Below are 16,469 nucleotides of genomic sequence, written 5' to 3' on the forward strand. Positions count from 1 at the left end.
GCAAGACATGTCCGAATCACGAATTGACGTATTGGAACAGCGGTTTGTCCGCTACTGCAAGGTGGACACGCAAAGCGATCCCGAATCTTCCACCGCCCCCAGCACCGCGTGCCAGCTCGACCTGTCCCGGATGCTCGTGGGCGAGTTGAAGGAGCTGGGCATCGAGGACGCGGAACTCACGGACTACGGCGTGGTCTTCGGCACCCTCAAAGGCAACGTTCAAGACAAAAAAGTCCCGACCATCGCCTTTGTGGCCCATGTGGACACTGCCCCGTCCTTTTATGCCAAGGGCGTGGTCCCGCTGGTTCACCGCAATTGGGACGGCAACCCCATTGTTCTTCCCGACGACCCGGCCGTGGTCATCGATCCGGCCATGCAGCCGTACCTGAAGAGCAAAAAGGGCGACACCATTGTCACGGCAAGCGGCACCACCCTGCTGGGCGCTGACGACAAGGCGGGCATTGCCATCATCATGGGGCTCATCGACCACTTGAAGGCCCACCCTGAAATTCCCCGGGGCGACATCCGCATCTGCTTCACCCCGGACGAGGAAATAGGCCGCGGCGTAAGCGACGCCATGGTCCGGGACCTCAAGGCCGACTTTGCCTACACCCTGGATGGGGAAAACCCCGGCGACCTCGTGGCCGAGACCTTTTCCGCCGACAGGGCCGTCATCAACATCAAGGGCGTCTCCATCCACACCTGCTGCGCCAAGGACCGCCTGGTCAACGCGCTCTATCTGGCAGCCAAGATCGTCCACCTGCTGCCCAAGGACCATCTCAGCCCCGAATCCACCGAGGGCCGCCAGGGCTTCATCTTCATGGAAGGCATCTCCGGCAACGCCGCCGAAGCCGACATGATCCTGAACCTGCGCGATTTCGAGATGGACGGGCTGAAGGCCCAGGCCGAGCTGCTGGAAACCATCTGCGCCACGGTCAATAGCACCGAGCCCAGAGCCCGCATCACCTGCACCGTGACACCGCAGTACCGGAACATGCGCTACTGGCTGAAGGATGATCCGCGCCCCGTGGACCTGGCGAAAAAAGCCTATGCGGACGAGGGGATGCCCCCCAATATGCTCGCCTTCCGGGGCGGCACCGACGGGTCCATAATGACCGAAAAAGGCATCCCGACCCCCAACATCTTCTGCGGCATGCAGGCCCCGCACGGGCCCATGGAATGGGTCAGCATCCAGGACATGGACAAGGCCCTGCTGATCTGCGCCCGCGTGGTTCGCTACTGGGCCGAAAGCGCCGAGGGCTGATCGCGACTGACTGCGAAGTCCCGTTAGACACCATATTCCATACAAAAGGCCTGGCAGGATTACCTGCCAGGCCTTTTGTTTTGCCCTGTCCCGTCCTGAAATAGGTTGACACCCAAAGGACCTATTTTATGGATGCTCAAGAAAAACAGCGAGTAAAGCGAACTCAGCGTGACTACACGATGGCCTTTAAATTGTCCGTCGTGGCCCAGGTTGAAAAAGGCGAGATGACGTACAAGCAGGCTCAGGCTCTTTATGGTATTCAAGGGCGAAGCACTGTGCTGAAGTGGCTCAGAAAACACGGCACCCTTGATTGGAGCAGGCCCATGGTACATTCCCGCAAAGCCCCAAAAGCCAAAGAAACACCGGCCCAGAAGATCAAGCGGCTGGAGAAAGAGCTTGAGGAAGAAAAGATCAAGACCATGCTTCTCAATAAAATGATTGAGATTTCCGACCGCGAGCTTGGGACTTCAATAAGAAAAAAACTTACCCCCGAGCTGCACGAAGTCTTCAGAAAGAAAGACAAATAAGCTTGTCTGCTTGTTGCAGGCAGCTCGGGGTTAGTCGGCAGTCCGTGTATCAGGCTGAAAAACGCCATGATGCACGAGAAGCCATGTCTCAGGAGGCAAAAAACATGGTCCTGAACGTGCGGGCCAGGATGCCCCGCCTTGGAACCAGAAAGCTGTACTACCTGTTAAAGGACGCATTTTCTGCAAAGGGAATCAAGCTCGGACGTGATGGATTGTTTTCGCTGCTGCGGCGAGAGCACATGCTCATCAAGCGAAGAAAGAACTACACAAAGACAACCAACTCGAAACATTGGCTAAAAAAACATCCCAATCTGTTGGAAGATGTTCAGCCCAAATGTCCTGAGCAGGTGTTCGTAAGCGATATAACCTACGTAAAGACACGCGAGCAAACGTGTTACCTTTCGCTGGTTACAGATGCATTCAGCCGGAAGATAATGGGATACAACGTGAGTCGGGATCTCGGAGCGGAAAGCACAACCAAAGCACTGGACGCGGCAGTCAAAAATAAGCGAAGGAAGGTGAATACGATTCACCACTCAGATCGAGGGCTCCAATACGCTTCTTCGGTTTACCAGAAAAAGCTCCAACAATCCGGAATGGTTCCGTCCATGACAGATGGTTATGACTGCTATCAAAATGCCCTGGCGGAACGGATGAATGGTATTCTGAAGCAAGAGTTTATGTTTGCCAAATGCAACGACTTTGCGGAACTCAATACTCTGGTGAGGGAATCCGTTGAGATATACAACTCACAACGGCCACATCTCAGCCTGGGAATGAGAACGCCAAACGATGTACACGAATCAGGCTGTGGGGCTAGCCCCACAGCCTGAGTGAAACCTTCAAAAAACGTCAACCTAAGTTAGGACGCCTCACCCGGTGGAAGGCAAGAAATTTGAATCCACGGTTTGTTGAATGCCGTGCCCCCCGATAAAATCCAGCTCTTACAGACTCGAATCAACGATATTCACAATAAATTCGGTAAGCTCTTCCGTGCTCGACGGCAGCGAACCGGCAACAAGACCATATCCTTCAACAAAAGGAAGCATAAGGCTCACCACTCTGGAAACGCAGTCCGGGCTTTTGGCGAAAGGAGCAAGCACCTGCGCGAGCTCAACAGTATATTCCCGATAGTAGTCGTCCATATGGCCGGCGATTGTCTTGTTTCTGGCGGCAATTCCCCACAGCTCGCGGAAGACCTTTCCGATCTCCGAATCGGCATAGGCCATGCCGTAGCGCACCAGAAACTCTATTGTCTCGCGCCTTCCCTCCGGACAACGCTCGGCAAATGCCGTGTTGTAATGCAAAGCGCAGCGGTCGAAGTACTCGTCCACCACCCCGGCCAGCAGCTCATCCTTGTTTTTGAAATAGTATTGCAGGTTTCCCAAAGACATCCCGGCCTTTGCCGCCACCTTCCGCATGGACATCCCCTGCTCCCCATGATCCCGAAGGACCTCAAGAGCGTGATCAATGAGAAGCGAAATTTTGGGGTTGTGTTTGTTATCCGCATTGCAAGGCACGGCCGTCTCCTTTGGTTAGCGCCATTCTTCCTTTATTTGGGTCAGTTGACCTAGCATGTCAAGGCGTTCAGCAGCATAAAAAAAACCTTTCTGCGCCGAGTTGACATTATAGGTCGCGCGACCTAATTATTGCGCTGAAGCAAATTAGGTCGATCGACCTAAAATACAAACAAGCCATTCAACCAAAAGGAAAACTATGAAAGTCGTCACCATTTTGGGCAGCCCCAGAAAGAACGGGACCAGCGCCCGCATTGCCAAGGCATTTACCGAAAAGATGCAGGAAAACGGGGCCGAGGTGGAAAATTTTTACCTGAACGCCCTTTCCTACAAAGGCTGCCAGGCCTGTGAACGGTGTCACACAAAACTGGATCATTGCGTGCTGGAAGACGAACTGACACCTGCCCTGGATGCCATGCGCACGGCGGATGTTACCGTGTTTTCAAGCCCCATCTATTTTGGCGATGTTTCCGGCCAGTTCAAGCAATTCTTCGACAGAACATGGTCGCATGTGCATGTGGATTATACTTCGGACTCCCCTTTCACTTCCCGCATTCCCAAGGGAAAAACCGCTCTTTTCATTCTCAGCCAGGGAGATGTGGAGGGAAAACACGCGGAAATTGCCGAACGCTACCAGAGCATTCTTGGTCTCTACGGATACGACCTGAAGATCATTCGGGCCACTGGGCTTATGAGCGGCCGCCCCGATGAGGATGTTTCTTCGTTCCAGGCCGAAGCCATCAAGATCGCAGAAGGTCTTATGGGGGCATAGTCCAGCCAGCGTCTTACCTCGTCTGGCAGCTTCTGGCCGCTTTGGCCTTGCGATTGCCTCGGATTTACAGGAGTCTGTTGTATTGTGTTCATTTTGCGGCGCATGGCGGGCCATGCCCGCCATGCTACGTGTCGCGTGGACAGATCCATGATAAGGCTTTGTGAGCGGACACGGAGCGCCATGGCGGTTTTCACTTTGATAAGGTGGGCAACATCGGTAAGATACCCCCTCGACGTATGGAGGTGTGGCGTGAAATATGCTGGATCGTGCCTTTGCGGCAAGGTAACCTTCGAGGTTGAAGGCGAATTCGAGAACTTTTATCTTTGCCACTGCGAGCGGTGCCGCAAGGATACCGGGTCTGCCCACGCAGCCAACATGTTCTCGTCCACGGCAATCCTGCGCTGGCTGTCGGGCCAGGACATGGTGAAGACCTTCAACTTCAACGAAACCGGCCACATAAAGAGCTTTTGCAGCCAGTGTGGCTCGGCCCTGCCGAACATCCAGATGGAAGGCAAGCTGCTGGTGGTGCCAGCGGGCAGCCTCGACTGCGACACGCCAATTGGGCCCGATGCCCACATCTTTGTTTCACGCAAGGCCAATTGGGACAAGGACTTGGAGAAGCTCCCCACGTTCAAGGAGCTGCCGGAGTAAGAATTTCCCGAAGAGTCTTCCGCACAAGCAGCAATTCTGAAAGGAAATCCCTGGCGTCGGAAATCCTAAAGCTGCAAACGACGGAATCCATGGCCCATTGAATGCCACAGGCCAATCCTGGCAAATTCCCACCACGATCATGCCTTGCTGGCTGTCCCAAGAAACTTGCCCCACCAGATCGTAATCGTATCCAGCGGCATGTGCCGACCTAGCGCACCACTCTGTATTTATTCACAAGATCTATTCTGCGAGACAAATTCTATCCCGGCCGGTATTTTTGGCAGCATAGAGTGCTTTATCAGCACAAGACACAAGTGATTCGGATGAAAGTTCCACTGTGGGAACCATTGATGCGACACCGTATGACATGGTGACCACGTTGGAAACCATTGACTTTGCATGTTTCATGGCTGCTTTGGACAACGCAGTTTTTATTGCTGTTGCCACATGCATTGCACCTTCCACATCGGTGTCCGGTAGCAATAGAAGAAATTCTTCCCCGCCGTAGCGAGCAGCCAGGTCCAAAGGCCGTTGCAGATTCGACTGAATAACCTTGGCAACAAGCATGAGGCATTCGTCGCCTTGCTGATGTCCATAATAATCATTAAAAGCCTTGAAATAATCAATGTCGCACATAATGACGGATATTGGTTTATTATCGCGTTTCATTTTTTGCAATGCATTGTGCAGACATTCATCTAAAAAACGTCGATTTGCCAAACCAGTCAATCCATCGTGCCTTGCCAGACGATCAAGTTCAATGTTTGCCCGTCGAAGTTCAGCGGTTTGTACTGCAACTTCAGCTTCCAACCGCTCCTTGTTTTCCCTTTCTGCAGAGAGCAACTGTTGCTGATATACTAAATTCTGTCTTTGCAGTAATTTCAGGCGATGCCCCAGAGCAAGCGAGAAAATTGTCAATTCTGCCATCGAGCCAAGCAGGTAGGCATTCCGTGTAATGGCGTTGTATGGAATGATTCCCAGGAAAAGGAGCGAAAGCAGGACAATTCCCCCAAAATACAAACTCATACTCAAAACATAGTATTGAGCCAGATCAATACGCTTGAACCATGCGTATATCCCTACAAAAAGCAAAAAAAGATACGATGGTAAAGCAACAACTGTCAGAATAGGATAATATGAAATATTAATTGCACTTGCGATTCCGACAATGAACGCCATGGTGGTTATAGCCACCAGCATTTTGTCAATTTTCGGTATATTCTTTTTTGTTTGAAGCAGCTCTCTGCTAAATAAGACAATAAAAACCAACACAAGGCTTATCGCTGCAGTAAGTCGATAATGCCAAATCGGACTAATTCCAGTATAAAGATCGATACCCATATGAATAGAAACAAAAACAGCAAAAAATACACCGTGCAATATATAGTACGCGTATACTTTTCCTCTTAGCAAGAGAAACAAAAACATGTTATATAATATAATTGCCAATAAAAAGCCGAAATAGATAAAGGTCCATGCCGTTGCTATTTGGCTACGCTCTATAAAAGTAGAAACCGAGTCAACATAACACCCGGCTATCAACATGCCATATTCAGAATGCAGTCTGATGTAGATGGTAGCAGACTGACCAGGATCGAGTTTAACCAGAAAAATAGGATTTTGATTGTAAACGGATCGGCTTTTCAGGGGGACGCGGAGTCCGGCAGACTCCCTATATGCTACTCCTTCAGACCGGAAAAACAAGTCGACCTCATCATAGTAAGGCTCATCCAGGCTCACGATACGAGTAATTTTTGTTTGTGATTGATTGTTAAGGGTAAAACACAGCCAATAATTAACAGATTTATATTTTGTGTAGACCCGAGATGACGTCAATACGCCTTCAACTTTCCCTGATGCAATATCTTCAACATCCAATTGATTTGTATCATCCGTGACAAAGTAGACCTTGAAAGAGTCAAATGCTTTGTTTTCTTCAGCTACATCATAGCTCGGAAGAGCACTCCCTTGAGAAAAGCCTAAAGTTGGCACCAATATTCCAATAAGAAGAACAGAAAGACATAAAAAGATATATTTAATACGCATATTCTTACGTTAGTATTAACAGCCTGAAAAAAAATGTTTGGCATTTTCCACGCTGCCATTAAATTTGAATCCATATTTCCAAATGAAATATCTGTCGGTCACTTTAACGCCATTCGCCTTCCCTGACCAATAGATATATCCCATCACGAATGGTCAAAAGTGAGCCGAATAAGACAACGAGATAACTTTTGTGCATGTGTCTTCATTGGCTCAGCACTCAAGACAAGAGGCTTGGTTGGCTCATTGGAGCTGAAGGAAGTCGAGTGTGGAAAGCAATCACGAAGCCCAAAGCATGGGCGTTGATTATTTTAAGAAAGAACTGAGTACCTCAGCCGAGGAGTAGGAAAATTTGGGGTGAAGCTGAGGAGAATTGCACTCCCGGCCTCTTGAATGCCATGTGGCGAATGTTCAACCTATTTGATTCTATAATTTTTTTTCCACACTTGTAAACACTCTTATCAGAATCCTGGAGCAATCTGGCAAAATCCCGGTGAACCTTGTGGCGCCGGTGGCCCAAGGTTCACCGGGCGGGCATGCCTCTCAAAGAGATCCTGAAAACAATCTCCATCCCCCCCCAGCGCATTCTGGAAGCGTCAATTTTGTCTGCATCGACTCCCGTGCAGAGCAAGAACGACTCCAACGGCGAGGCAAGCTCCTCCGGCAAGGAACATGGCCCAATTGAAACCATATGCAGTCGCAGTGTGATACATGTCAATTTCATGCTGTCCAATGGGTTGTCTTCCCAACATGAGTGAGTGAGCCCTCGAGACAGCATCTTCCACACCTGCTGCAGACAATTTTTCCCTCGCGGAAAAAAGAGACGCGATATTCATTATTGAGCCCAGAATCGCAATGCCGAATGCCATCCCTGCCTGCCTGAGCGCGTTCATAACAGATGATGCAATCGAAAGGTTCCCGCTATCCGCATGTTTCAGCACACTGATACTGGTGGCAGGAACGGCAAGCCCACTTCCAACTCCCAGCAGGCAGAGGCAAAGTCCGGTATACCAATATGGCGTTGTCGCACTTGAGAACCCAAGCGCACTCATGGCAATTCCGATCAGGAGATAGCTTGCCACGAAAAGCTTGTGGCCTGAGACCCGTGCGCTCAGCCTTCCGAACAGGAACGACGCTATCGCGGTGAAGGCAAAAGCCGGCACCATCCGGCTACCAGCTTGCGTCGCGCTCAATCCCTGAGCCTCCTGAAAGAAAAGAGATAAAAAGAACAGGCTGCTATAGTATGAAAAGCCCAAGATAAAAGAGGCGAGGTTCGACAAGGAGAATGCCGAGGACTTGAAAAGTGAAAAAGGGACCAGAGGCTGAACAGCCCTTTTTTCAACGAAAAAGAACACCGGCAACAAAACCAGGGAGATTGAAAAAGTGGCCAAAACCACCGGCGTTAAGCCACCGCCTACGCCACCGCCTGCGCCACCGGCTTCGATCAGAGCGTAAACCATGCCGCCAATGAACAAAACACTCACGACCTGCCCGGCGATATCAAGAGGGAGACGCTCTTCCGTGACAAATTCGTCTATCCCCCAGCCACCAAGAAACAGCGTAACGGCCCCAATCGGAATATTGAGAATGAAGATTCCCTCCCACCCGACAGTATCTACCAGGAGGCCACCAAGCCCAGGTCCGCAGATCAAGGCGATTGCCGTGCATGCCGACCAGCCGCCGACAATGCGCGATCTCGCGCGCGCATCTTTGAAGGAATGGAAAATAATCGAAAGTGCACCTGGAATGATCAAAGCCGCAAAAACGCCCTGGAAACCTCGTCCAAGGAGTAACAGGTCGAGACTGTCAGCCACCGAACATGCAAATGAAGAAAGAACAAAACCCGCTATGCCCAGCATCCAAACCCGCTTCATGCCGAACCGGCAACTTAATCCGCCAGCGGCAAGCAAAAAAGCGGCAAGACAAACAGCGTAGGCATCAATAATCCATTGCATCCCCCCCATGGATACGCCGAGACTTTGTTGGATGGCGGGAAGAGCCACGTTTACGATACTGATATCCAAAGTCGCCATGAATGTTCCGAGATAGGCAGCCGCAACGAGTGCCAGCATTTTTTTATTCATCTAAAACCCCAAATGAAATTGGCTTTAAGGTTGGTTCATTTGAGTAAGCGATAACAAACCGACCGTCGGTCTGTAAATATGTTTCACTTTGATTTCCTTGCTTGGCTGTGAGAATGAAATCTTAATTGATACGAGGGATATTCAGCATGAGCCAGAAAGACAGTGGGCGTACAGCGCCCAAGCAGATGGATGGGCAGCCAAGTGTGAGGGAAACACGCCGTATGTTCCTGCTCGACACGGCTGAGGCAGTCTTCTTGAAAAAGGGATACGAAGCTGCAACGGTAAACGACATCCTTGAGGCAGCAAATCTCTCAAAGGGTGGTTTTTACCATTATTTCAAGTCCAAAAACGAAGTTCTCGACGCGCTCAGAAGTCGCTACACTCGATGGTTCCTGGATACTGTCGATGCAGAAGTCAAAGCCTTTCCCGCCAGCCAGGCAGACAAAAGGTTTCATGCCTGGATTCACGCCTATGCGGAGAAATATCTCTCAACAGTCGCCTTACATAATTTGGTCTACCACTCGGTGCATACCCAAAAAACCAATGAAGACCGCGTGGCAATCACCCGACAGATTGAGCAGTTGTTGGAGGAAGGTGTTGCGCAGGGGGCATGGACGCTTGCTTCCCCCCACCTGACCGCCACAATAATCTACTCGGCAATACACGGCGTTATGGATGACGCCATTGCCAGGAATCTCGAAGATACAACTGCGGTTACTGAACAAACAAGCGATTCGTTACGCCGTTTACTCCTGTAGGCTCTACGCGCCAGCTCGGTCCGGCAGCAACCGGCTGAAAACATGTGTAAAGACCTGACCAACTTTGCCCAGAAGTAGCTTTGGTTGGTAGAACAAATGGAGCGGTGCGTTGGCCTGGAATCCGGAAGCCCTTCCACCTCCATCCAACCAATTCCATCTGAATATTCTTTGGTGCATCCCACGAAAAAAGGCTTAAAAGACAAGATCTTCCAAGCCCATATCTTCGTGGTGGAGCTGGAGGGAATCGACCCCACGGCCTCTTGAATACCATGCCATGCCAGTCTGTGTAGTATGGACCATTTCTTAATACATCTCAGGCTCGTCAGAAGAGAACACGCCCTTCTGTGATACAGCGTACAGTCCCCTGTAACACATTGATACACTGCTTCCCTGATTGAATCGTGTCTGCCTTATTCAAAATATCCTTTTTTTCCAGGTAAATAGATAATGTTTTGTGTGTTCTCTGCAAGAAAGAGCACATATGTATGGGGCCACGGTGTGATACAGCGTAGACAGAATTACAGGAGCGTTGTCACGCTTTTTCCAATAACCGTGACACATCATTTTTTATAACTTTTTCGAACAGTTATGCAAAATAACCTCCCGTATCTCATCTTGAAGAGGCTCTCCACTTTTGATCGCTGGCACCAGACTTGCTGAATGGTTGCAATTGTATTTTGAAATGCCGCGAATGGATATGCGCAGCATGTCTTCGTGACTGTGGAAGCCCGGTATGGCGCTGGCTTCCATCCAGGCGGAGGGTGGGGTGGAACAGTCCCTCCTGCTCCCTTCTGAAAATAGATATTTCATCCGGAAAAGAAAGGTCCTTGTGCCTCAAAGACATGATACTTTACCAAGGAGTTTAAATCATGCTGAGAAAAATGGTCCTGAATATCAACAATGCAGACTGCCTTATTGTCTATGATCCCGATGAATCTTTGGCCGAGCGCTTACGCAGTATGGGCCTCACCGGCACCAAGGTCGGTTGTGAGACCGGCCAGTGCGGCATCTGTTCCGTGCTCCTTGACGGAAAAGTCATCCGCGCCTGCACTAAAAAGATGGGGAAGGTGAAGGAATTCAGCAAGGTCGTCACCATTGAAGGGATCGGCACCCCTACCAACCTGCACCCGCTGCAACTGGCCTGGTTGGTACACGGCGGCGCACAATGCGGTATCTGTTCTCCCGGATTCATTGTTTCAGCAAAAGGATTGCTGGACACCAATGTTTCTCCCACCCGGAAGGAAGTGCGCGACTGGTTCCAAAAACACCGTAATGCATGTCGCTGCACAGGGTACAAGCCATTGGTTGATGCGGTCATGTCCGCAGCCAAGGTCCTTCGCAACGAAATAACCATGGAAGAGTTGGCGTTTCAGATTCCCGAGGACCAACGAATTTACAACACGGCGTGTCCCAAGCCAACGGCTTTGGCCAAGGTGACCGGTGTTTGCGACTACGGTGCCGATATCAACAGCAAGCTTCCCGACGGTGTATTGCATCTGGCGCTAAAGCACGCGGATGTTTCCCATGCCAACATCCTTTCCATTGACACAGCGGAAGCGGCCACCATGCCGGGGGTCCAAAAAGTCATCACTCACAAGGACATCAAAGGCACCAACCGGGTCAATGGGCTGACCTTTTCGCCGACCAACAAAAGCGACGGCTTTGAAAGGCAGCTGTTGAACAGCGACAAGATTTGCCAATATGGGGATGTGGTGGCCATCGTTGTGGCAGACACCGAGGCGCATGCCCGGGCTGCGGCAGACGCCGTAAAGGTCGAATACGAGGTGCTGTCGGCGTACATGGATGGCCTTTCCGCAATTGCGGACGATGCCGTGGAGATTCATCCCGGGACTCCGAACATGTATTGCGAGATGCCGTGCATCAAAGGGGAAGAGACTGCACCGATCATGGAATCCGCTCCATATGTGGTGGAGGGAGGGTTCTTTGTGCAGCGTCAGCCTCATCTGGTGCTTGAACCCGACGTGGGCCTCGCCTACCCCAACGAGGAGGGTGGGTATACGGTGCAGAGTAAACACCAGTTTCTTCAGGCTGTTCCGTTAATGATTGGTGATGCTGTGGGCCTGCCCATGGAGAAGATCCGTGTGATTTCCAATCCCGGCGGCGGGAGTTTCGGTTCCAAAATAAGCCCGATAACTGAAGGACTGCTGCTGGCTGCCGCCGTTGTTATGGAAGGCCCGGTCTGTTTGCATCTGAATTATGATCAGCAAAGTTTCTTTAGCGGCAAGCGCTCCACCGGCTATTTCAATGTAAAAATGGCGGCGGATGCGGACGGCAAGTTGCAGGCAATGGAATATGACTTCCTCTTCGATCATGGGGCATACCATGACGGTACGTCCGATCCGCTGATTGAAAAGGGGTTTCGCTGGTGCGGTGCGGGGCTCTATTTCCCCAATATACGTGGTGTCGGCAGGATATGTGCCTCCAATCATGCCTGGGGAACCGCCTTCCGGGCTTTTGGTTCGCCCCAGGCACTCATGGCGAGCGAATCCCTGGCCGACATGATGGCCGAAAAAATAGGCATGGACCCCTTGGAGTTCCGCTACATCAATACCTACCGCCCCGGAACAACGATGACCTCCGGTTGTGAGATGGATGTGCATCCGTTTCCCACGCTCATCGAAAAAATGCGGCCCAAATATGAAGCGGCGTTGAAACGCGCCCAAAAGGAATCCACTTCTACCAAGAAGCGGGGTGTGGGCATTTCGTTGGGAATGTATGATTGTTCGTTTTCTGCAAACGATACTGCGGAAATCGATGTGGAATTGAACCCTGACGGCACCGTCACCCACTACAGCGGGTGGCACGATGTGGGACAGGGCGCAGATATCGGCGCATTGTCGCTGGCGCATGAGGCATTCAAACCGTTGGGGCTGAAGCCGGATCAGATTCGTCTGGTCATGAACGATACCGCCATCACGCCGAACACTGGTGCCGCAGCTGGCAGCCGTTCTCATTATATGGCGGGCAAGGCGACCATCGACGGTGCCAACAAGCTTATGGAGGCCATGCGCAAGGACGACGGCACATTCAGAACATATCAGGAGATGGTCGATGAGGGGATTGCTCTGAAATACCGCGGGACAGCTTCAACGGTTGGATATTCCTCGCCCTGCGACCTCAACACAATGCAGGGTGACCCCAATCCCACCCATACCTATGGCGTATTCATGGCCGAGGTCGAGGTGGACACCGAGACCGGTAAGACCAAGGTACTGAAAATGACGTTGCATGCTGATTTCGGCGTTATCGGTAACCGCCTTGCCGTGGATGGCCAAATGTACGGCGGTATTGCCCAGGGCGTTGGATTGGCACTCAGCGAAAACTTCGATGATCCGAAAAAGGACACCACGTTGATGGCTCAGGGATTTCCTTACATAAAGGATGTTCCTGATGAAATAGAGCTGGAGTATACGGAAACACCCAGGCCGAGCGGTCCGTTCGGCTCTGGCGGTTGCGCGGAACTCTCCCTGACATCTTCGCATGTCTCGATTATCAACGCCATATACAATGCCACAAAGGTCCGTATCTATGAGTTGCCCGCCACACCGGAAAAGGTGTTGGAAGGACTCAAGGTGCTGAAGAGCGGCGGAACTCTCAAGCCCAATCCAGCTTATTATCTGGGAAGCAACATGCATGAAAAACTTGAAGAGTTACGCAACAATCCTGTGAGCATATAATCGCGAAAACATGAATGCTTCGGCAATATCTAAAAGGGAGCCCTTGTTGAGGGGCTTCCTTTTAGATTGATTACAAAGTTAAATCTTCCAGGCTGCTCAAAAAGGTGCGAGAGCGAGGCGTAAGAAAAACTCAAGGCTGACACGTATTTCCTGATACGCGAGGGGTTGAGTTTTTTGAGGCAACGACGCTATCGTGCCTTTGTCAGCAGCCTGAAAAGGGAGACCCTTGCTAAGGGTCTCCCTTTTTTGCATTCGGCGTCACTCTCTTCTTGTCTCATTGAAGCCTTGCCAGACAAAGTATTTCGGCACCCCGTATATCCTCTCTGGGCAGAAGATGTCCCAGTATTTCAGAAGTTCCTTTCCATGCGGGCTTACCGGGATGGTAAGAAATCTGGACTGGTCAGATTGTCAATAGTACCTTTGTATGACACACTAATTCTAGCCATTGATATTTCTTGTGCGGGGTTTTTGTCGGATTTTTTTGAAGTGAAAAGCCTTTTTTCCTGGCTTTATGCCCAGTCGCGCAATGCAATTGGGAAACGCATGAGTTTAGCAATTGCCTGTTACATGGCATTGTTTTTTTATCTTCAAGCGGGATGACCATCGGTGGTGCAAAATGGGAAGTCCTTCCTCCCAATGGGTTGAGAAATCATTTGCTGTAGTTCCTCAACAGGCATGGGACAGGCTTGTTACATCGAGTGTTGTCGAAACTTCATTGCTGCGTAAAGAAGTTGCCCTTTCCTGGGAGCGCTGTCTGGAGCACCAGGTCAGCACCTCCAAAGGCATCAGCATAATCACGGACATAGATCTCCTGATCAAACGCGAAGAGAACGAGCGGCTCTATTGTGCGGCCATGCCGCACATGAAGCAGCTCTATGAATCGATCAGAGGCAAAGGGTATGTAGTAATTTTAACAGACCCCCGAGGAGTCATTCTGGAACTATTCGGGGATAAGTGTATGCAGTCCCTTGCCGAAAAACTCGATGTCGTTCCCGGTTCGGACAACTCGGAAAAATCAATCGGCACCACTGCTCCCGGCGTTTCCCTTGTGCGGCGGAGACCCATTCAAATCCATGCACATGAGCACTTTTGTCAATTGTATCACAATTGGTCCTGCTCTGCTGCTCCAATTTTCGACTCACAAGGGCAGTTGTTGGGCTCTCTGGATATCTCGAATGTCGATCCGTACAACCACCCGCAATTGATGCTTGATCTCGTCAAGATGACCGTCAAAACCATAGAAATGGAGTTTCATTCCAGGGAACTTCACAGGCAATACAGCCGATCGTTTCATTACTTCAATACGGTTGTCGAGGAGTTGTCCGAGGCAATGATCTTCTTTGATGAAAAGGGCAATATCCGCCATTTGAATCAAAAGGCCCAGACCCTGATCGGGGCATCGGGAACAGACGCCGAGGAAGCGAAGTACGATGCTGTTGTAATTGCCAACTATAGTAAGCTGATGCAGAACCTGCAAAAAGGACAAACGTGTACGGAAGTGCAATTTTACACTCCGGCTGGGCAAATCGGCGTGGAGGCTCACTTACGGCAGATATTGGGGGAAAACAAGGAACCCATGGGGGTTGTGGGGTCGCTCAAGAAAAAAGGAACAGTGGAAAGCGGGAAAAGCCCGCGCTATACATTCAAGGACTTTGTATCATGCAACAGCAATGTGGCTGCTGTCATTGAGCAGGCCTCAACTGTGGCAGCCATGGATTTTACCGTTCTCATTGAAGGAGAAAGCGGTACGGGAAAAGAGATTCTGGCGCAGGCAATCCACAACAGCAGCCCAAGAAAGAACAAACCCTTCATTGCAATCAACTGCGCCGCACTCCCCAGAGAGCTTATTCAGAGTGAATTATTCGGGTATGAGCAGGGAACCTTTACAGGAGCCAATCGGGGCGGAAAAGCCGGGAAATTCGAACTCGCAGAGGGTGGCACACTCTTTCTTGACGAGATCGGGGACATGCCCATGGAGGCCCAAGCCAACCTGCTGCGCGTACTCCAGGAAAAGAGCATTACCCGTATCGGTGGTTCACGTTCCGTTTCAGTCGATGTCAGGGTCATTGCCGCAACAAACAAGGATTTGTTGAAGCAGTCCAAGGCTGGTCTTTTCCGGGAGGATCTCTACTATCGTTTAGGGGTCATCAATCTGAATATTCCGCCGCTTCGTAAGCGTCCTGATGACATTGAACTCTTACTTGATTTTCTTATTGAGCGGTGCCCGAAAGAACATTTATCCTGCAAGAAAATTTTATTTTCAGAAGCGGCATTACGCATTTTAAAAAAATATACTTGGCCAGGTAATGTCCGAGAGATGGAAAACTCCGTCATTTCCATGGTCAGCATGCTCAAGGGTGATACCATCCTGCCTCAGCACCTTCCTCCCAGAATAGCTTTGGAAGTGGGTTTTGAAGCCGAAGAGAGTGATGCTGGCCTTCTTGGAGCCGAGAAGCAGTGTGTTTTGACGGCGCTGGAGGAAAACGACGGCAATATTTCCCAGGCGGCCAAAGCACTGCACGTCAGTCGGGCTACGGTATATCGGAAAATGCGTAAATATAATATCCGCATGCCTTGATGCCGATTGCTTCACCATTCTAAGGAAACGGAGCATATGATTCACTTGGAGCTGCCGCTTCTTCTGAAGGGAAATGGGGTGGAGCTGAGGAGAATTGAACTCCTGGCCTCTTGAATGCCATTTTCATGGCAAGACGCCCCACGACCCCCTCTAACACGTTAAAATAACGAATACCACTCGCCCTTCCCGCTCCGGCCACGGTCGTTGAGATTCTGGAAGACGTTCCTGTCACCCCCAGCTTGATCGAGCGGGCGATCGAATTGAAAAATGAAGGGTATATCATCGCGCTGGATGATTTTTTCGGGGATGATTCCTCTCTGGAAATCATGGACTATGTTGATATCTTCAAATTGGACTGCCTGGAAGGCGACATGCGGGAGATTTTCCGGCTCAAGCAAAAATTCAGCGACACGTTGTGCGTGTTCCTGGCCGAAAAGGTCGACTCCGAATCCATGTTCGAGGATTTGAAGCAACATGGGATCGATCTGTTCCAGGGGTATTATTTCGCCAGGCCACAGGTGATGAAGGGACGAAAACAAACCCGGATTTGCCCTCTCCCCGAATGAGGATTACTATT

The 16,469-nt window shown here is 50.6% G+C and carries 12 protein-coding genes; 9 read left to right on the plus strand and 3 right to left on the minus strand.

The genetic code is table 11. The annotated features are described in order from the left end of the window. Nucleotides 1-7 precede the first annotated feature (7 nt). Together pepT and ACI0FJ_RS11845 are read left to right on the plus strand one after the other, a co-directional pair. Complete coding sequence (gene pepT / locus ACI0FJ_RS11840; RefSeq protein ID WP_424303593.1) at nucleotides 8-1,264, plus strand: peptidase T; 1,257 nt, start codon at nucleotides 8-10, stop codon at nucleotides 1,262-1,264. A gap of 128 nt (nucleotides 1,265-1,392) precedes the next feature. Continuing rightward, nucleotides 1,393-2,624, plus strand: a protein-coding gene (locus tag ACI0FJ_RS11845; RefSeq protein WP_424297970.1) for an IS3 family transposase whose coding sequence is annotated in 2 segments (ribosomal slippage) — nucleotides 1,393-1,747 and nucleotides 1,747-2,624 — 1,233 coding nt in all. Because the reading frame shifts where the segments join, the coding sequence is not laid out codon by codon here. 111 nt (nucleotides 2,625-2,735) lie between these two features. Here ACI0FJ_RS11845 and ACI0FJ_RS11850 read toward each other — a convergent pair. Further along, nucleotides 2,736-3,311, minus strand: a complete 576-nt coding sequence (locus ACI0FJ_RS11850; RefSeq protein WP_424303596.1) for a TetR/AcrR family transcriptional regulator — start codon at nucleotides 3,309-3,311, stop codon at nucleotides 2,736-2,738. A 196-nt stretch (nucleotides 3,312-3,507) separates the two neighbouring features. Here ACI0FJ_RS11850 and ACI0FJ_RS11855 point away from each other — a divergent pair, with 196 nt between their 5' ends. Together ACI0FJ_RS11855 and ACI0FJ_RS11860 are read left to right on the plus strand one after the other, a co-directional pair. Continuing rightward, nucleotides 3,508-4,080 (plus strand): flavodoxin family protein, encoded by a 573-nt coding sequence (locus ACI0FJ_RS11855; RefSeq protein ID WP_424303599.1) that lies wholly within the window; start codon nucleotides 3,508-3,510, stop codon nucleotides 4,078-4,080. Between the two features lie 249 nt (nucleotides 4,081-4,329). Beyond that, entirely contained in the window at nucleotides 4,330-4,731 is a 402-nt protein-coding gene (locus ACI0FJ_RS11860) for a GFA family protein (protein WP_424303602.1), read from the plus strand. A gap of 240 nt (nucleotides 4,732-4,971) precedes the next feature. Here ACI0FJ_RS11860 and ACI0FJ_RS11865 read toward each other — a convergent pair whose 3' ends face one another. Continuing rightward, on the minus strand, nucleotides 4,972-6,777 hold the full coding sequence (locus ACI0FJ_RS11865; RefSeq protein ID WP_424303605.1) for a sensor domain-containing diguanylate cyclase: 1,806 nt from the start codon (nucleotides 6,775-6,777) through the stop codon (nucleotides 4,972-4,974). A 593-nt stretch (nucleotides 6,778-7,370) separates the two neighbouring features. Beyond that, nucleotides 7,371-8,858, minus strand: a complete 1,488-nt coding sequence (locus ACI0FJ_RS11870) for an MFS transporter (RefSeq protein ID WP_424303608.1) — start codon at nucleotides 8,856-8,858, stop codon at nucleotides 7,371-7,373. Nucleotides 8,859-9,004: 146 nt separating this feature from the next. Here ACI0FJ_RS11870 and ACI0FJ_RS11875 point away from each other — a divergent pair, with 146 nt between their 5' ends. The 5 genes from ACI0FJ_RS11875 (at nucleotide 9,005) to ACI0FJ_RS11895 (ending at nucleotide 16,458) form a co-directional block, all read left to right on the plus strand. Continuing rightward, nucleotides 9,005-9,616, plus strand: coding sequence for a TetR/AcrR family transcriptional regulator (locus ACI0FJ_RS11875; RefSeq protein WP_424303611.1), 612 nt, complete (start codon nucleotides 9,005-9,007; stop codon nucleotides 9,614-9,616). 869 nt (nucleotides 9,617-10,485) lie between these two features. Beyond that, on the plus strand, nucleotides 10,486-13,314 hold the full coding sequence (locus ACI0FJ_RS11880) for a molybdopterin-dependent aldehyde oxidoreductase (protein WP_424303614.1): 2,829 nt from the start codon (nucleotides 10,486-10,488) through the stop codon (nucleotides 13,312-13,314). A 174-nt stretch (nucleotides 13,315-13,488) separates the two neighbouring features. Then, entirely contained in the window at nucleotides 13,489-13,914 is a 426-nt protein-coding gene (locus tag ACI0FJ_RS11885; RefSeq protein ID WP_424303617.1) for a hypothetical protein, read from the plus strand. A 115-nt stretch (nucleotides 13,915-14,029) separates the two neighbouring features. Further along, the gene (locus ACI0FJ_RS11890) at nucleotides 14,030-15,892 is read left to right on the plus strand and encodes a sigma-54-dependent Fis family transcriptional regulator (RefSeq protein WP_424303619.1); all 1,863 of its coding nucleotides are present in this window, start codon (nucleotides 14,030-14,032) and stop codon (nucleotides 15,890-15,892) included. Nucleotides 15,893-16,062: 170 nt separating this feature from the next. Next, nucleotides 16,063-16,458 carry an EAL domain-containing protein gene (locus ACI0FJ_RS11895; protein WP_424306550.1) on the plus strand — a complete coding sequence of 132 codons (396 nt, stop codon included), beginning with the start codon at nucleotides 16,063-16,065 and terminating at the stop codon, nucleotides 16,456-16,458. Nucleotides 16,459-16,469 lie beyond the last annotated feature (11 nt).

The sequence above is a fragment of the Desulfovibrio sp. 7SRBS1 genome (assembly GCF_049723905.1).
Taxonomy (GTDB): domain Bacteria; phylum Desulfobacterota; class Desulfovibrionia; order Desulfovibrionales; family Desulfovibrionaceae.